Here is a 15,724-nt window from a genome sequence, read left to right on the forward strand (position 1 = left end):
ATGATGCTGCGATACGCCCTCCAGACGGTCCGTGCCAGGAAGGCGGGCTTTCTCGGCGCCTTCCTCGCGCTGATGTGTGCGGCCGCCCTGATCACCGCCTGCGGCACCCTCCTCGGCACCGGCCTGCGCGGCACCATCCGCACCGAGCGCTACGCCGCCGCTCCCGTGGTGGTCTCCGGCGACCAGTACGTCCACCAGACCACCGTGAAACACAAGAAGGGCAAGACCAAGGTCAAGCACAAGGCGAAACCCATCGCCGAACGCGCCTGGCTCTCCGAGCGGCTGCGCGCCAGACTCGCCCACGTCCCCGGCGTGGCCCGGGTGGTGCCCGAACTGACCTTCCCCGCCCAGCCGTTGACTGCGGCCGGCACCAGCGGCCGTACCGCATACGGGCACGCCTGGGACTCCGCCGTGCTGACGCCGTACCGGCTGACCACGGGCGGCGCGCCCAGGTTCGACGGCGACCTGGTCATCGACAGCGACCTCGCCGCACGGGCCCGGCTGCGGCCCGGCGACCGGCTCACCGTGCAGTCCACGCGGGCCCCGCGTAGTTACCGCATCACCGGTATCGCCGCCCCCGCCACCGCCGTACACCACCAGACGTCCCTGTTCTTCTCCGCCGCCGAGGCCCGCCGGCTGGCCGCGCACCCGGGGCAGGTCAGTGCGTACGGTGTGCTGCCGGCCGAGGGAACCGACCCCGAGCAGGTGCGCAACGCCGTGGCGCGGGCGCTGCACGGCACCACGGCCCAGGTCAGCACGGGAGACGCCCGCGGGGCAGTCGAGTTCCTGGACGCGGCTGCCGCCCGCACCCGGCTGGTCAGCATGGGCGGCGCCATGGGCGGGACCTCGCTGCTCGTCGCGGTGCTCGTGGTCGTCGGCACCTTCGCGCTCACTGTGCAGCAGCGCCACCGCGAACTCGCCCTGCTCCGCGCCATCGCCGCCACCCGCGGACAGATCCGCAAGCTGCTCGGCCGGGAGGCGCTGATCGTCGGCGCGGCGGCGGGCGCCGTGGGTGCGCTGCTCGGGCTGCCGTTGGGGGGCTGGCTGTACTCCAGGTTCGTCGCCCTGGGCGCCGTACCCGCGACGCTCGAGCACACCGTCAGCGTCTTCCCTCCGCTCGCTGCCCTGGCCGCCACCCTGCTCGGTGCCTGGGCGGCGGCCCGGATCGCCTCCCGCAGGATCGTCCGGATTCGTCCGGCCGAGGCTCTGGCCGAGGCCAGGACCGAGCGGACTCGTCCCGCCTGGGGCAGGATCGTCGCCGGACTGCTGCTTCTGGCCGGCGGAGTCGTCCTCGTCGTCGTCCTCACCGCCCTGCGCACCGAGCCCGCCTCGACTCCCGTGACGTTCCTCGCCATCATCGTCCTGTCCAGCTCCGTCGCCCTGCTCGGTCCCCTGCTCGTCAGGGCGGCCGCGCTGCTGCTCACCGGCCCGCTCCGGCTCACCGGCCATGGCGGCCGCCTCGCCACCGCGAACCTGCGGGGCAACGCCGCCCGGATGGCCTCCGTCGTCACCCCCCTCACCCTGCTCGTCGGCATGACCTGCACCGTCCTGTTCGTCCAGTCCACCCTCGGCGACGCCGCCCGCCGACAGGCCCATGACGGCGTACGGGCCGACTGGGTCGTCGCCGCGCAGGGGCCCGGCGTCCCTGCTGAGGCGGCACAGCGCTTGCGCGCGCGGCACGACACCGTCACCGAAGTGGTCCGCACGACCGTCCGTGTCGGCCTCGACAAGTACCCCGCGCAGGGCGTCACCCCGGCAGGCCTGACCCGCACCTGGGACCCGCAGGTCACCGCCGGCTCCCTCGACCGACTTGCTCCCGGCACGGTCGCCGTCAGTCAACTGGCCGCCGACCAGCAACACTTGGCGCCCGGCAGCACTCTGAAGCTCACCCTCGGCGACGGGACGCCCGCCACGCTCACCGTCGCCGCCGTCTATGCCCGGGGTCTCGGCTTCGGCGACCTCACCTTCGCCCACGACCTCGTCGCCCGCCACGTCGACAACCCGCTCGCCTCCTCCGTCCTCGTCAGCACAACCCGTACACAGACACAACTCGCGGCTACCCTCCGTGAGTTCCCGGGCTTGCGGATTCTTTCACCGGCCGATGCCGACCTCCTGCGGGCCGAACGGCAGCAGACGAACGCCGAGGTCAACTACCTCGCCATGGGACTGGTGCTGGCCTTCACCGCCATCGCCGTCGTCAACACGCTGGCCATGTCGGTCGCGGAGCGTGTCCGTGAGTTCGCCCTGCTCCGCCTCGCCGGCGCGACCCGCCGTCAGGTGCTGCGCATGCTGCGCACCGAAGCGCTGTCCGTCCTGCTCCTCGCCACCTCGCTCGGCAGCGGTATCGCGCTCGCCGTGCTCACCGCGTTCAGCGTCGGGATGACGGGCCGGGCGGCGCCCTCGGTCACGCCCCTGCTCTACGTCACCGTCGTCGGGATCGCCGGTCTCCTCGCGCTCGTGGCCACCGCGGTTCCCGGACGCGCGGCACTGCGGGTCCGGGCGGTGACGGTGGCCACGGCGAAGGAGTAGCAGCAAGGAAGATCAAGTGGGTGAATCCCCGTGTCGGCGCGTCGCAGGCTCCACCGGGAGGCCCTCCGCCCGCCATGCCTGGAAGCCGCCCACGAGGTCCGTGGCCCGGTGCAGGCCCAGTTGCCGGAGGGAGGCGACCGCGAGGCTGGAGGCGTAGCCCTCGTTGCAGATCACCACGACGGGCAGGTCGTGGCCGGTGGCCTCGGGGACGCGGTGGCTGCCCTGCGGATCGAGGCGCCACTCCAGTTCGTTGCGCTCGATGACCAGGGCGCCGGGGATCAGCCCGTCCCGCTCGCGCAGGGCCGCGTACCGGATGTCGACCAGCAGCGCCTCGCCGGTCCGCGCCGCCTCGTGCGCCTCCCGCGCCTCGATGCGCCGGTAGCCCGCGCGCACCCGCTCCAGCACCTCGTCGATGCCGGCCGGCCGCTGACCCACTCCGGCCACCGCTCCCGCGCCACCCGCCGACTGCTCGCCCGCGCCGCCGCTCGCGCTGACCCCGATACCGCCCACCGCCGTCTCCTCCACGCTGCTCGCTGCCGTCTCCTGCGCGCCGCTCACTGCCAGTCCTCCGGGCGCTCGACCTGCTCGAGGCGGAGTACTTGACCCGTGCGGCTGTAGCGGCGGATGCCCGGCAGGGGCGGGTAGTAGGCGTGCACGGAGATCGCGTGCTCGTCGGGGGACTCGTTGAGGACCTCGTGGACATGGTGGCGACCGAAGGTACGGCCCTCGCCCGCGGGCAGGCGGCGTACGCGGTCCACGCCCTCGGCGAGTTCCAGGGTCTTCCAGCCGTCGGTCGGCAGCCGGGCGGCGAGCGAGTTCTCCTTGAGGACACCCGAGGCGGTGAGGAATGCGCCGACCGAGTCGGCGTGGTCGTGCCAGCCGGTGCCGGTGCCGGGCGGCCAGCCGATGAGCCAGGCCTCGCTGCCGCCCGGACCCTGCAGCCGCACCCAGGTGCGGCCCTCCGGGTCGAGTGGAAGGGAGGCGATCAGCTCGGCGTCGGCGGCCGTACGCCGGACGAAGTCGAGGAGGTCCGCCTGGGTGGGCGCCGAGCCGACGGCAGGGGACACGGGAGCGGGGGAGACAGACACGTACACCGTCCTGAAGCCTGAAGAGGGTTCGCGGAACGGGCGCACCGCGGCGCCCGGAAGGGAAGAGGGAGGCGAATTCAGCAGGACGGGCGACACACGCAGCCCGCGTAGCGGACGAGGTCCATGTGGACCCTCCGCCACAGGCGCACGCAGGTGTCTGTCATGGTCCGGAGTACAGCATGCCGGTGTACTCCGGTCAACTCACCGTCACGATGTGGACGGAGGGTGACGGGCTCGCGGTCAGCGGGCGCCGGAGGCCGCCCGGGCCGGCTCCTCCTCGGCCGCGCCGCCCACTGTCGCCTCCGCCGCCGCGTAGAGGTCGGCCGGCCGGACCCCGCTCAGCGCGGTGACCAGGTGGCCGTCGGGGCGCACGAGCAGCACGCTGTGCGCCGGCGCACCCGGGTAGCTCTCGGCGACCAGCAGTTCGGCGCGGTACGGCAGCGCGGTCACGGCCGCCGCGAGCCGGGGCATCACTCCGGCGGAGACCCAGTGCTTGCGGTCCCACACTCCCGTGCCGGGCGCGATCAGCACGACCAGGAGGGCGCCGCGGCCGAGCCGGTCGCGCAGTTGGACGAAGGAACCATCCTCCGCGGTGACCCGCACGTCGGTGACGGGTGCGCCGGGCGGGGTTCCGACCGGGATCTCGCCCTCCAGGCGGCGGGGCGCCAGGGGTGAGTCGGCGTACGCCCCCGGCGCACCGAGCGGCCCGCGCCCCAGGTGACCGTCCGTGAGCAGCGTGTCATGGCCGCGCGCCGCACGCGGGACGATCTGCCGCAGCCCGCCGGTGCCGCGCAGCACCGGCAGCACCTGGTCGGCGGCGCGCAGCCGGGCGGCGACCACCGCGCGCCGCTCGGCCTGATAGCTGTCCAGCAACGCCTCGTGCGGTCCGTGGTGCCAGGCCGGGGCCAGCTTCCAGGCGAGGTTGTCGGCGTCCCTGAGCCCCTCGTCCAGCCCCTGGGTGCCGAGCGCGCCGAGCAGATGGGCCGCGTCCCCGGCGAGGAAGACCCGGCCGACGCGCCATCGGCGGGCCAGCCGGTGGTGCACCGTGTGGACACCGGTGTCGAGCAGGTCGTACGCCGGTGTGGAGCCGTCCGTCCAGCCCGCGAGCGTCTCGCGGATCCGGGCCACCAGGATCTCGGGCGTGACCAGGTCCTTGCCCGGTGGCAGCAGCCAGTCCAGGCGCCACACGCCGTCCGGGAGGGGGCGGGCGGTGACCTCCCCGGCCGAGGGCCCGGACTGCCGCCACGGCGGCGTCCGATGGAGCAACGCCCGACTCCCCCATGGAAGTTCCGCGCGCAGTGCGGCGACCGCGTGCCGCTCCACCGCCGTACGGCCGGGGAAGCGGATGTCCTGGAGTTTGCGCACCGTCGAGCGCGGTCCGTCGCAGCCGACCAGGTAACTGCCGCGCCACCACGTGCCGTTCGGGCCCCGGGTGTGCGCGGTGACGCCGGAACGCTCCTGCTCGATGGAGTCCAGCCGGCTGTCCACGGCCACCTTCACCAGCGGCTCGTCGGCGATGGCCGCGCGCAGGGCGCCGGTGACGACGTGCTGGGCGATGTGCAGCGGGGCGGCGGGGTCCGTCTCCTCGAAGGTGATGTCGCTCATCACCTGCCTGCGCCTGACGGACCGCCAACCGGCCCAGCGCACCCCGTGTTCATCGAGCGCCACTCCGGTCAGCCGCTCCAGCAGGGCGGCCGTGTCCTCGCGCAGGACGACGGTGCGCGCCGGACGGGGTTCGTCCTTGCCGGGGCCCTCGTCCAGGACGACGCACGGCACCTCCTGGCGGGCCAGCGCCAGGGCGAGCGTAAGTCCGACCGGCCCCGCTCCGACGATGATCACCGGGTCCATGACGCGGCGCCCCCTGCCCGTGACGATGCCCTGACGGTGACAAGTGAACAGGAAGGGGGAGCGGGGTGCACGATCACAGAACGTATGCAACCCATTGGCGGAGTTTGCGTCAAGCGACCGAGGGCAGTGGCGATCACGCCACTGCCCCGGGATCTCTCATGTCACCTGAATGAGCGTCAGTTCCCGTGGCCCCCGCTGTGGTGCCCGCCGCCTCCGACGAACGGACCGCTGAGGTCCGCGGCGCCGGCGGCGCCTCCGGCTCCCGTCGCCGCCGTACCCGGGATGCCCGCGGCGTCCTGGGCGCCGAGCACCGCCCCGGTCGACTTCTTGCCGCGGCGCAGCCGGCCCTCCAGCCAGCTCGCGAACGAGGTCAGCGAGTAGTTGAGGATCACGAAGATCACGGCCACCACCGTGAAGGAGGCGATGGTGTTGGCGCCGTAGTAGCCGCTCATCGTGTTCGCCGACGCGAGCAGTTCGGGGAAGGTGAGGACGGCGCCGCCGAGCGCGGTGTCCTTCACGATGACCACCAGCTGGCTGACGATCGCCGGGAGCATGGCGGTGACCGCCTGCGGCAGCAGGATGAGCCGCATCACCTGGCCCTTGCGCAGGCCGATCGCCATGGCCGCCTCGGACTGGCCCTTCGGCAGGGCGAGGATGCCCGCGCGGACGATCTCCGCGAGCACGGACGCGTTGTACAGCACCAGGCCGGTGACGACCGCGTACAGCGGACGGTCGTCGGAACTGACGTTGGTGTACTGGCTGTACAGCTCGTTGCCGAAGATCATCAGGACGAGCACCGGAATCGCGCGGAAGAACTCGACCACGACCGTCGCCGGTATCCGCACCCAGGCATGGTCCGAGAGCCGGGCGATGCCGAAGACGGCGCCGAGCGGAAGCGCGATGACCATCGCCAGGGCCGCCGCCTTCAAGGTGTTCTGCAGACCCGGCCAGATGTACGTCGAGTACGCCTCGCCGCTGAAGAACGGCTTCCACAGCGCCCAGTCCAGCTGGCCCTTGTCGTCCAGGGCCTTGTACACCCACCACAGGACGGCCGCGAGGACGACGAGGAAGCCCGCCGTGTACAGGACGTTGCGCCGCTTGGCGCGAGGGCCCTGGGCGTCGTACAGGATCGAACTCATCGCTTCACCGCCACCTTCTTGCCCACCCATCCGAGGATCAGACCCGTCGGCAGGGTCAGGCAGCAGAAGCCGAAGGCGATGACCGCCGAGATCGGCAGCAACTGCGCCTCGTTCTCCACCATCTTCTTCATCAGGAGCGCCGCTTCCGCCACGCCGATCGCGGCTGCCACGGTCGTGTTCTTCGTCAACGCGATCAGGACGTTGGTCAGCGGGAGGACTGTCGCGCGGAAGGCCTGCGGCAGCACGATCAGGACCAGCACCTGGGTAAAGCTCAGGCCGATGGCCCGGGCGGCCTCCGCCTGGCCGACCGGCACCGTGTTGATGCCGGCACGGATCGCCTCGCACACGAAGGCCGACGTGTAGACGACCAGTCCGAGTACGGCCAGCCGGAAGTTGGTCGTGTCGACCTGCTTCGAGCCCATGTCGATGAGCAGCGTCTGGTTGAGCCCGAGCGAGGCGAACAGGATGATCACCGTGAGCGGGATGTTCCGCACGATGTTCACGTAGACGGTGCCGAAACCGCGCATCAGCGGCACCGGGCCCACCCGCATGGCGGCCAGCAGGGTGCCCCAGACCAGGGAGCCCACGGCCGAGAGCAGCGTGAGCTGCACCGTCGTCCAGAAGGCGCCCAGCACGTCGTACTTGTCAAGAAAGTCGAACACGATCTCCCGCGCTTCCGCGTGTAGGGATGCCCGGGTGCGCCGCCCTCAGGGACGGCGCACCCGCCGGGCGTTTCCTCAGCTCTTGATGTCGCCGATCTTCGGGGCCGGCTCGTTCTTGTAGTCGGCCGGGCCGAAGTTCTTCTTCACGGCCGCCTCCCAGGAACCGTCGGAGACCATCTCCTCAAGGGCCTTGTTGATCTTGTCCTTGAGGGCGCTGCCCTTCTTGACGCCGATGCCGTAGTTCTCGTTGGTCATCTTGAAGCCGCCGAGCTTGAACCTGCCCTTGAACTGGGACTGGGCGGCGTAGCCGGCGAGGATCGAGTCGTCCGTGGTCAGGGCGTCGATCGCCTTGCTCTGCAGACCGGTCAGGCACGCCGAGTACGTCGGGTACTGCTGGAGCTGCGCCTTGGGGGCCAGCTTGTCGTGCACGTTCTGCGCCGAGGTCGAGCCGGTCACCGAACACAGCTTCTTCTTGTTCAGGTCCGACGGCGACTTGATGGAGTTGTCGTCCGCGCGGATCAGCACGTCCTGGTGGGCCAGCAGGTACGGGCCGGCGAAGTCGACCTTCTGCTGACGCTCCGGGGTGATCGAGTAGGTGGCGGCGATGAAGTCGACGTCCCCGCGCTGCAGCATGGTCTCGCGGTCGGCGCTCTTCGACTCCTTCCACTCGATCTGGTCCGCGCTGTAACCGAGCTTCTTGGCGACATAGGTGGCCACGTCGACGTCGAAGCCCGCGTAGCCCTGCGGGGTCTTCTGGCCGAGGCCCGGCTGGTCGAACTTGATGCCGATGGTGATCTTCTGGCCGCCGCCGGAGGAGCCGTTGTCGTCCTTCTTGCCGCCGCCGCACGCGGTGGCGCCCACGGCGAGCGCGAGTACGGCGGCCGAGGCGGCGGTGACCTTGCGGAGCTTCATGGTGAACATCCTTTGATGGGGTGCGGAACGAGGTCCGTTTGAAAAGGCAACCCAGGGGCGCGGGGCGGCCTGCGTCAGTGGTGCAGGATCTTGGACAGGAAGTCCTTGGCCCGGTCGCTGCGCGGGTTGCTGAAGAACTGGTCGGGCGCAGCCTCTTCGACGATCCGGCCGTCGGCCATGAAGACCACACGGTTTGCAGCCGATCGTGCGAAGCCCATCTCGTGGGTGACGACGACCATCGTCATGCCCTCACGGGCGAGCTGCTGCATGACCTCGAGGACCTCGTTGATCATCTCGGGGTCGAGGGCGGAGGTCGGCTCGTCGAAGAGCATGACCTTCGGGTCCATCGCCAGCGCCCGCGCGATCGCGACGCGCTGCTGCTGGCCGCCGGACAGCTGGGCGGGGTACTTGTCGGCCTGGGTGCCCACGCCGACCCGGTCGAGCAGGGACCGGGCCTTCTCCTCGGCCTGCTTCTTGTCCGCCTTGCGGACCTTGAGCTGCCCGAGCATCACGTTCTCGAGCACGGTCTTGTGCGCGAAGAGGTTGAAGGACTGGAAGACCATCCCGACGTCCGCCCGCAGCCGGGCCAGCTCCCTGCCCTCCTGGGGCAGGGGCTTGCCGTCGATGGCGATGGTGCCCGAGTCGATCGTCTCCAGGCGGTTGATGGTGCGGCAGAGGGTCGACTTTCCGGACCCGGAGGGCCCGATGACCACGACGACCTCGCCGCGGGCGATCGTCAGGTCGATGTCCTGGAGCACGTGCAACGCGCCGAAGTGCTTGTTGACGCTCTTCAGGACGACCAGTTCGTCGGACGTGACCACGTCTTCCTTGGTCACCGATACATTGGCCATCGCTCTCGGGCTCCGTCCTCCTCGGTTTCGGTGGACAGTAGTGAGCGGCTGTGACCTGCGTCATCACATCTGAGGGAGATCTGAGCATCACGATCCGATAGCAATCGGACACGCGTCGTAGCACTTGCCGCGCCGGTGCGTATCGGGCGGATAACGGAAGCGACGGGCAACCGGAAGCCCCTTGACGCCGTCCTTGTCCATCGGCGTCACTGCCATGGTGCACGCGCGCGTGAGCTATACGGCGCACACGAACCGAGACCGTACGACCGCTGAACCGGAGGGGGCCGGGATGAGACTGCTGCTCGTCGAGGACGACAACCACGTCGCCGCCGCCCTGTCCGCCGTACTCGCGCGGCACGGTTTCGACGTCACCCACGCGCGCAGCGGCGAGGAGGCGCTGCAGGCGCTCGTCCCCGAGGGCAACGGTTTCGGCGTGGTCCTGCTCGACCTGGGCCTGCCCGACCAGGACGGCTACGAGGTCTGCGGCAAGATCCGCAAGCGCACCAGCACCCCGGTGATCATGGTGACGGCCCGCTCCGACGTCCGCTCCCGCATCCACGGGCTCAACCTGGGCGCCGACGACTACGTGGTGAAGCCCTACGACACCGGGGAACTGCTCGCCCGTATCCACGCCGTCAGCCGGCGCACCGTCCAGGAGGACCCGGCGACCGGCGGCGAGACGGCCCTGATCCTCGGTCCCGTACGCATCGAACTGCCCACCCGGCAGGTCACCGTCGACGGTTCGGTCGTCCAACTGACCCGCAAGGAGTTCGACCTGCTCGCCCTGCTCGCGCAGCGCCCCGGAGTGGTCTTCCGGCGCGAGCAGATCATCAGCGAGGTCTGGCGCACCAGTTGGGAGGGCACCGGCCGCACCCTGGAGGTGCACGTCGCCTCCCTGCGCGCCAAACTGCGGATGCCCGCGCTGATCGAGACCGTACGCGGCGTCGGCTACCGGCTCGTCGCCCCGGCCGCCTAGCGGGGACGGGTGCGCACACGGCTCCTGCCGCTGCTCATCGTCCTGATGGCGGCCGTCCTCCTCGCCCTCGGGCTCCCGCTGGCCATCAGCGTGGCCGCCGCACAGCAGCAGAAGGTCGTCGTCGACCGCATCGACGACACGGCACGCTTCGCGGCGCTCGCCCAGTTCGTGACCGACGGGCCCAGCGGATCGCGCCGCACCAGCACCGACGAGCGCCTGGAGGCGCTGCGCAGCGAACTCGGCAGCTACTACGGCGTCTACGGCATCCGCGCGGGCGTCTTCTACCGCAACGGCTCGGCGATGGCCAACGCCCCCGACGACTGGTTCGTACCGCGGAAGGGGGAGGTGCGGGACGCCTTCGAGGAGGCGCTGCTCAGCCGGCGCAGCCATGATCCGCGGCAGGTGTGGCCCTGGCAGCGCAGCCGGCTGATCGTGGCGTCACCGGTGATCCGGGACGGGGACGTCGTGGCGGTCGTGGTCACCGACTCGCCCACCGGGCAGATGCGTTCGCGGACCCTGCGCGGCTGGCTGATCATCGGGGCCGGCGAGATCGCGGCGATGCTGCTGGCCGTCGGCGCGGCCCTGCGGCTGACCGGCTGGGTGCTCAGACCGGTTCGGGTCCTGGACGCCACCACCCACGACATCGCCACCGGACGGCTGAAGTCGCGGGTCGCGGTCGGCGGCGGGCCGCCGGAACTCAGACGGCTCGCGCGTTCGTTCAACGAGATGGCGGACAACGTCGAGGATGTGCTGGAGCAGCAGCGCGCCTTCGTCGCGGACGCCTCGCACCAGCTGCGCAACCCGCTCGCGGCGCTGCTGCTGCGCATCGAACTGCTCGCCCTGGAACTCCCCGAGGGCAACGAGGAGATCGCCTCCGTCCGCACCGAGGGCAAGCGCCTCGCACAGGTCCTGGACGACCTGCTGGACCTGGCGCTGGCCGAGCACGCCGAGGCGGACCTGAAGCTGACCGACATCGGCGCCCTGGCCGAGGAGCGGGTCGCCGCCTGGTCGCCGGCCGCCGAGGCCAAGGGGGTCGGGCTGGCAGGGGACTGTCCGCCCACGACCGCCTGGGCGGACCCGATCACTCTGTCCAGCGCCCTGGACGCGGTGATCGACAACGCCGTGAAGTTCTCCCCCGAGGGCGGCACGGTGGAGGTCATCGTCGCCGCCGACGGCGACAGATCCACGGTCGTCGTCACCGACACGGGGCCCGGCCTCACGGACGAGGAACTCGCGCGCGTGGGCGACCGCTTCTGGCGCAGCGGCCGCCACCAGAACATCAAGGGCTCGGGCCTCGGCCTGTCCATCGTGCGGGCGTTGCTCACGGCGGGCGGAGGCTCGATCGACTACGCCCACCATGAGCCGCGGGGGCTGCGGGTGACGGTGACCGTGCCGAGGCAGAGGGAGACCTGATCGGGGCGGCACGGCTGGTGCCGGGTGCCTGGGTCCAGGGGCTGTGGGCGGGGGGACTCGGCGCGCTGGGCGCGGCGCCGGCCCGCGCGTGACGGCCCCGGCCCGCGCGTGACGGGCAGGCCCGCCAGGGTTCCAGGCTGCCCGCCGAGCTAGGGCTTCACCGAGCGGTAGTAGCGACGGGCGCCCTCCTGGAGGGGCAGCGGGTCCGTGTAGACGGCGGTGCGCAGATCGACCAGTTGGGCCGAGTGGACATGGGCGCCGATGTCGTCGCGGCTGTTGATGACGGTACGGGTCACCCATTCGGTGAGACGGGGGTCCATGTCCGTACGGGTCATCAGGAGGTTGGACACGGCGATCGTCGGGACCTCGTTGCCCTGCTGCACGGCCGGGTAGGCCGACTCCGGGATGTTGGTGGCCCGGTAGTAGCGCGCCTCCTCGCCCTGGTTGTGCAGCTTGGTGACCAGGTCGCCCTCGATCGGCACGAACTTGAAGGCGGACCTCTGGGCCAGCGCGACGAGTCCCTTGGTGGGCAGGCCGCCCGACCAGAAGAAGGCGTCGATCTTGTGCCGCTCCAGCCGGTCGGGCCCGGTGTCGATGCCGTCCGCGACCGGCGTGATGTCCTTACGGGAGTCGATGCCGGCGGCCTTGAGCACCCGGTCGGCGATCAGCCGCACCCCGGAGTCGGGCAGCCCGGTCGCCACCCGCTTGTGCCGCAGGTCCGCGACGTTCTTGATGTCCGAGTCACTGCGCACGACGAGATGGACGTAGTCGTCGTAGAGCCGGGCCACCCCGCGCAGCCGCCCGGCACCGCTGCCGTGCCGCAGCTCGTACGCCTCCACCGCGTCGGCCGCGGCGATGGTGAAGTCGGCCTGGCCGGTCGCCACCCGCTGCACGTTCTCCTGCGAGCCGGCGCTGTTCAGCAGCTTCACCTTCAGATCGGGCATGTCCTTGGCGAACTCGGCGCGCAGCCGCTCGCCGTACTCCTGGTAGACCCCCCGGGACGTCCCCGTGCTGAAGACGATCGTCCCGCTCGGCGGCTTGTCGCCGAGCGGCAGCAGCCACCACAGCAGCAGCCCGAGCACCACGGCACCGACGGCCGCGGCCGGCAGCGCCCGGTGCCTGCTGATACGGGGGAACACCTGGGACATGCGGCGATCCTGCCAGGCCGGGCGCGGCGCTGACCAGGGCAGGGGCACTCCGGAACGGGCAAGGAGCCCAAACCGGGACAGGAAGGGGGGTGCTCCGGGACGGGCAAGAGGGCCGCGGGCTGTGTCAGTGGTGGCCGTTAGAGTCGTCGCATGAGCACTTCGCCCGCCGACCTCGTCCGAGAGTTCCACCGCGCCTTCGGCCTCGACGCCCGCACCACGCCGACGGAGGTGGACCCCGAACTGGCCGCTCACCGTGGGGAACTGCTCGCCGAGGAAGCCGCGGAGGTCGCCGAGGTCGCGGTCGACGGCCCGCTGGACAAGCTCGCGCACGAACTGGCGGACGTGGTCTACGTGGCGTACGGCACGGCGCTGGTCCACGGCATCGACCTCGACCAGGTGATCGCCGAGATCCACCGCGCCAACATGAGCAAGCTCGGCCCGGACGGACAGGTCGCCCGCCGGGCCGACGGCAAGGTCCTCAAGGGCGAGCACTACCGGGCGCCGGACGTGTCGTCCGTCCTGCGCGGCCAGGGCTGGATACCGGCGGCTGAGGACAGTTCCTCGCAGGCGAGCGCCTAGAAGGTGCCGCCCGCCAGCCTCCACTCGCGGTTCAGGGCGCCCAGCGGAATGCTGCGCTGGATGACCGGTGTGCCGAAGACGGACAACTGGAGCCGCAGGGTCCCGGACAGATCGACCCCGCCGTACACGCCCCACGCGCCCGCGGCTCCCGCCCCGCCGCCGGTGGAGGCGGTGACCGTGCCGGAGGCCTCGCCCCGCAGGTACGGGGCCAGGTCGGCGGTGACGCCGACGGTGCCGTAGAGGCCCACCGAGGCCTCGGCGCCGAGTGCCGTCTTCACGTTCCCGGCGGTGGTGACGGAGGTGCGCACGGGCGTGCTCGTCATGTCCGAGGAGCTGACCGGCGTCCAGCCCCTGGCCGGGCCGAAGGTGCCGCCCGCCTTGAAGCCGCCCTTGAGGTTCTGCTCGACGTCGACGGTGACCCGCCCGTCGCCGCTGATCTGGACGTACGCGGTCAGGTCGAGGTTGACGACGACGGGGACCGGGCCGACCTGGAGGACGGGGTCCGCGTGCAGCTTGGCGAACGGGATCCGCAGCGGGGTGCCGGTGGCCGCGGCGGCCCTGCCCTCGACCGTCCAGCCGGAGGTCCAGTCGCCGGAGACGCCGAGGTAGGCGGATCCGGGCGGGGCGTCGCTGCCGGCGCCGCCGTAGGCGAAGTCGACCTGCGGGGCGACCTGGACGAAGCCGTGCACCGAGGCGGTGGCGGAGGCCGGGGCGTCCTGGGCCGTCGGTATGCCGGCGCTCACGTCGAGCCGGAGGCTGCCGAGCGGCACCGTGGCGCCCTTGGGGCCGGCGTGCGCGTGGCCGGTCGTCGCCCAGGACACCTTCACACCGGGCAGCAGCTTGTCCACGGCGAAGGAGGACGGGTCGACCGGTACGGCGCCCTTGGCCGTCTCGTCGCCGAGCAGTGCGTTGAGGGTGGCCGGTTCCGTCTGCACCTCGGTGCCGCCGTCCCTCTCGCCGATCACCTTGGTGACCTTGGCGAGCAGCCCGTCCGGTGCCCCGGGCGCGGGCGCACTGGCGATCACATCGCCGACGGCGGCCTTGTGCGGGGCGCCCGAGGGAGTGGGGGAGGCCGCCGGCGCAGAGGGGGAGGAGCTTCCGCGCGGAACCGGCCTGCCGGGCTTGTCCGGCCTGTTGGTGAGGATGGCCCGCCGGGTGCGGCTGTCGTACGAGCCGATGGCCAGCGCCGTCCTGTGGGCCCGCTGCCCGGAGCCGGCCGGCCCCGCCGTGGCGGACGCGGCGGTCGTCGTGGTGGCGGGCGCTGCGGCGACGGCGAGGGAGTGGTCCGTGCCGTCGGCGGGCCGGTCGGCGGCCTCGACTCGTCGGTCGTGCCCCGCGGTGGCCGACGGTTCGGCGTGCGAGGCGGTCGAGGAACAGGCCGCGACGAGGAAGAGGGTGGTCACGGTGAAGGCGGGCAGCAGGGCACGTCTGTGCCGCATGCGTCTGCGCATGGTCGGTCCTGTGTGGAGTGGGGGATGGCAGAGAGATACCGAACAGGTTGGCTACCTGTCGGTAGAACCGGTCGGTAACTCGTGATGAGCCATGAGCATGCCATGTCATCGAGCCGGGGCCCCTCACGATTCGGCCACATCTCAAGATGGCCTGGAACATGGTGAGTTCACGTCACCGCAGGGCCGCAAAGGAGGACGTGGAGGTGGGGCTCAGAGGCCGGCCAGGCCGGTGCTGCCGAGGCGGGTCAGCAGGGACGACAGCTGTGCGATGTCCTCGGCGTTCAACGCCGGGGCGGCGAAGACCTCGATGGCGGTCTCCTCGGCCGTCGCCAGCATCTCCTTCAGCCGCCGCCGGCCCGTCCCGGTCAGCGACGCGTAGGCCACGCGCGCGTCCCGGGTATCCGCCTCACGGGTCACCAGCCCGATCCGCTCAAGTGGCACCAGCCCGCGCGTGACCCCGGAGGCCGTCAGGCCCAGTGCCTCGGCGAGGTCGACCCGCCGCATGCGGCCGCCGGGCGCCTGGCTCAGCCGGAGCAGCAAGGTGAAGTCGGCGAGGCTCACGCCGTGCAGCCCGCTCAGCCGGGAGTCGAAGCGCCGCACGAGCGCCGCCTGGGCACGTACCAGTCGCAGTGCCGCGTCCAGGGCGTCACTCATGGCCGCTCACTGCCAGCTCCCGGTGTCCTCGCCGTACCTCACTCATTGCCAACTCCTTGAGTACTCAAGTTTATGCGCCGTTGGAACGCGCCGCGCGTCGCTGCCGCTTGCCCATCGGCGCCTGGGAGAGGTCGTCGGCGGTGGAGCGGAGGTTCTTGAAGCCGTAGCCGCGCTCGGTCAGCCAGGCCTTCGCCGCCTCCTCGGCTCGCTCGGTCGCCTCCAGGACGTCCTCCTCTTCCTCCCCGGTGTCGGAGAAACGGAAGACGAAAGCCGGCCGGGCGGCGATGTCGTAGGTGAGGTTGCCTTCGGGGGTGAACGCGGCGCGCAGTACGTCGTGTTCGGCGGCGTCGGCCAGCAGCGCGGCCCGCTGCGTGTCGGTGAGGCCGTCGAAGACGCCGCGGACGGTGATCCGGAAAGTGCGAGTGCTCATCCCGCGACCCTAGGCACAGCGGGCGCCGGACTCCACCGGGTTTC

16 protein-coding genes are annotated in these 15,724 nt (G+C 71.5%); 4 read left to right on the forward strand and 12 right to left on the reverse strand.

Translation table 11 applies throughout. The features are described 5' to 3' along the window. Complete coding sequence (locus tag ACIBJF_RS13435; protein ID WP_399173842.1) at positions 1-2,529, forward strand: ABC transporter permease; 2,529 nt, start codon at positions 1-3, stop codon at positions 2,527-2,529. A gap of 12 nt (positions 2,530-2,541) precedes the next feature. On the opposite strand, the gene ACIBJF_RS13440 is transcribed toward ACIBJF_RS13435, so the two are convergent. From ACIBJF_RS13440 to ACIBJF_RS13475, 8 genes are all read right to left on the reverse strand, one after another. After that, on the reverse strand, positions 2,542-2,973 hold the full coding sequence (locus ACIBJF_RS13440; RefSeq protein ID WP_399173966.1) for a rhodanese-like domain-containing protein: 432 nt from the start codon (positions 2,971-2,973) through the stop codon (positions 2,542-2,544). A 110-nt stretch (positions 2,974-3,083) separates the two neighbouring features. Further along, positions 3,084-3,617 carry a cysteine dioxygenase gene (locus tag ACIBJF_RS13445; RefSeq protein ID WP_399173843.1) on the reverse strand — a complete coding sequence of 178 codons (534 nt, stop codon included), beginning with the start codon at positions 3,615-3,617 and terminating at the stop codon, positions 3,084-3,086. 77 nt (positions 3,618-3,694) lie between these two features. Beyond that, entirely contained in the window at positions 3,695-3,781 is an 87-nt protein-coding gene (locus ACIBJF_RS13450) for a putative leader peptide (protein WP_313960178.1), read from the reverse strand. Between the two features lie 76 nt (positions 3,782-3,857). Beyond that, complete coding sequence (locus ACIBJF_RS13455) at positions 3,858-5,465, reverse strand: FAD-dependent monooxygenase (RefSeq protein WP_399173844.1); 1,608 nt, start codon at positions 5,463-5,465, stop codon at positions 3,858-3,860. A 176-nt stretch (positions 5,466-5,641) separates the two neighbouring features. After that, positions 5,642-6,604, reverse strand: coding sequence for an amino acid ABC transporter permease (locus ACIBJF_RS13460; protein ID WP_399173846.1), 963 nt, complete (start codon positions 6,602-6,604; stop codon positions 5,642-5,644). Further along, positions 6,601-7,266: an amino acid ABC transporter permease gene (locus ACIBJF_RS13465; protein ID WP_399173847.1), complete on the reverse strand. Its 666-nt coding sequence runs from the start codon at positions 7,264-7,266 to the stop codon at positions 6,601-6,603. The genes ACIBJF_RS13460 and ACIBJF_RS13465 overlap by 4 nt, the downstream gene beginning before the upstream one ends. 75 nt (positions 7,267-7,341) lie before the next feature. After that, positions 7,342-8,178: a glutamate ABC transporter substrate-binding protein gene (locus tag ACIBJF_RS13470; RefSeq protein ID WP_399173848.1), complete on the reverse strand. Its 837-nt coding sequence runs from the start codon at positions 8,176-8,178 to the stop codon at positions 7,342-7,344. Between the two features lie 74 nt (positions 8,179-8,252). Next, complete coding sequence (locus ACIBJF_RS13475) at positions 8,253-9,029, reverse strand: amino acid ABC transporter ATP-binding protein (RefSeq protein ID WP_399173849.1); 777 nt, start codon at positions 9,027-9,029, stop codon at positions 8,253-8,255. A 289-nt stretch (positions 9,030-9,318) separates the two neighbouring features. Between ACIBJF_RS13475 and ACIBJF_RS13480 the strand changes: the two genes are divergently transcribed. Together ACIBJF_RS13480 and ACIBJF_RS13485 are read left to right on the forward strand one after the other, a co-directional pair. Further along, positions 9,319-10,005: a response regulator transcription factor gene (locus tag ACIBJF_RS13480; protein WP_351805831.1), complete on the forward strand. Its 687-nt coding sequence runs from the start codon at positions 9,319-9,321 to the stop codon at positions 10,003-10,005. Positions 10,006-10,014: 9 nt separating this feature from the next. Beyond that, the gene (locus tag ACIBJF_RS13485; protein WP_399173850.1) at positions 10,015-11,418 is read left to right on the forward strand and encodes an ATP-binding protein; all 1,404 of its coding nucleotides are present in this window, start codon (positions 10,015-10,017) and stop codon (positions 11,416-11,418) included. 149 nt (positions 11,419-11,567) lie between these two features. Here ACIBJF_RS13485 and ACIBJF_RS13490 read toward each other — a convergent pair whose 3' ends face one another. Next, entirely contained in the window at positions 11,568-12,566 is a 999-nt protein-coding gene (locus ACIBJF_RS13490) for a TAXI family TRAP transporter solute-binding subunit (RefSeq protein ID WP_399173851.1), read from the reverse strand. 150 nt (positions 12,567-12,716) lie between these two features. On the opposite strand from ACIBJF_RS13490, the gene ACIBJF_RS13495 reads away from it, so the two are divergent. Next, positions 12,717-13,145, forward strand: coding sequence for a MazG nucleotide pyrophosphohydrolase domain-containing protein (locus tag ACIBJF_RS13495; RefSeq protein WP_399173852.1), 429 nt, complete (start codon positions 12,717-12,719; stop codon positions 13,143-13,145). On the opposite strand, the gene ACIBJF_RS13500 is transcribed toward ACIBJF_RS13495, so the two are convergent. The 3 genes from ACIBJF_RS13500 to ACIBJF_RS13510 all read right to left on the reverse strand — a co-directional run bounded on the left by ACIBJF_RS13500 (position 13,142) and on the right by ACIBJF_RS13510 (position 15,680). Beyond that, positions 13,142-14,584, reverse strand: coding sequence for a hypothetical protein (locus tag ACIBJF_RS13500; RefSeq protein ID WP_399173853.1), 1,443 nt, complete (start codon positions 14,582-14,584; stop codon positions 13,142-13,144). The two genes, ACIBJF_RS13495 and ACIBJF_RS13500, sit on opposite strands and share 4 nt — an antisense overlap. A 222-nt stretch (positions 14,585-14,806) precedes the next feature. Then, positions 14,807-15,250, reverse strand: a complete 444-nt coding sequence (locus ACIBJF_RS13505; protein ID WP_399173854.1) for a MarR family winged helix-turn-helix transcriptional regulator — start codon at positions 15,248-15,250, stop codon at positions 14,807-14,809. 70 nt (positions 15,251-15,320) lie between these two features. Further along, entirely contained in the window at positions 15,321-15,680 is a 360-nt protein-coding gene (locus tag ACIBJF_RS13510; protein ID WP_399173855.1) for a DUF6204 family protein, read from the reverse strand. Between the last annotated feature and the right edge of the window lie 44 nt (positions 15,681-15,724).

The sequence above is a fragment of the Streptomyces sp. NPDC050743 genome, assembly GCF_044456925.1.
Classification (GTDB): domain Bacteria; phylum Actinomycetota; class Actinomycetes; order Streptomycetales; family Streptomycetaceae; genus Streptomyces.

What these genes read in the sequence shown, in the direction of transcription:
- ACIBJF_RS13435 (WP_399173842.1), top strand. Translation starts at nt 1, where the DNA reads ATGATGCTGCGATACGCCCTCCAGACGGTCCGTGCCAGGAAGGCGGGC.
- ACIBJF_RS13450 (WP_313960178.1), bottom strand. Translation starts at nt 3,781, where the DNA reads ATGACAGACACCTGCGTGCGCCTGTGGCGGAGGGTCCACATGGACCTC.
- ACIBJF_RS13455 (WP_399173844.1), bottom strand. Translation starts at nt 5,465, where the DNA reads ATGGACCCGGTGATCATCGTCGGAGCGGGGCCGGTCGGACTTACGCTC.
- ACIBJF_RS13460 (WP_399173846.1), bottom strand. Translation starts at nt 6,604, where the DNA reads ATGAGTTCGATCCTGTACGACGCCCAGGGCCCTCGCGCCAAGCGGCGC.
- ACIBJF_RS13470 (WP_399173848.1), bottom strand. Translation starts at nt 8,178, where the DNA reads ATGAAGCTCCGCAAGGTCACCGCCGCCTCGGCCGCCGTACTCGCGCTC.
- ACIBJF_RS13475 (WP_399173849.1), bottom strand. Translation starts at nt 9,029, where the DNA reads ATGGCCAATGTATCGGTGACCAAGGAAGACGTGGTCACGTCCGACGAA.
- ACIBJF_RS13480 (WP_351805831.1), top strand. Translation starts at nt 9,319, where the DNA reads ATGAGACTGCTGCTCGTCGAGGACGACAACCACGTCGCCGCCGCCCTG.
- ACIBJF_RS13490 (WP_399173851.1), bottom strand. Translation starts at nt 12,566, where the DNA reads ATGTCCCAGGTGTTCCCCCGTATCAGCAGGCACCGGGCGCTGCCGGCC.
- ACIBJF_RS13495 (WP_399173852.1), top strand. Translation starts at nt 12,717, where the DNA reads ATGAGCACTTCGCCCGCCGACCTCGTCCGAGAGTTCCACCGCGCCTTC.
- ACIBJF_RS13500 (WP_399173853.1), bottom strand. Translation starts at nt 14,584, where the DNA reads ATGCGGCACAGACGTGCCCTGCTGCCCGCCTTCACCGTGACCACCCTC.
- ACIBJF_RS13505 (WP_399173854.1), bottom strand. Translation starts at nt 15,250, where the DNA reads ATGAGTGACGCCCTGGACGCGGCACTGCGACTGGTACGTGCCCAGGCG.
- ACIBJF_RS13510 (WP_399173855.1), bottom strand. Translation starts at nt 15,680, where the DNA reads ATGAGCACTCGCACTTTCCGGATCACCGTCCGCGGCGTCTTCGACGGC.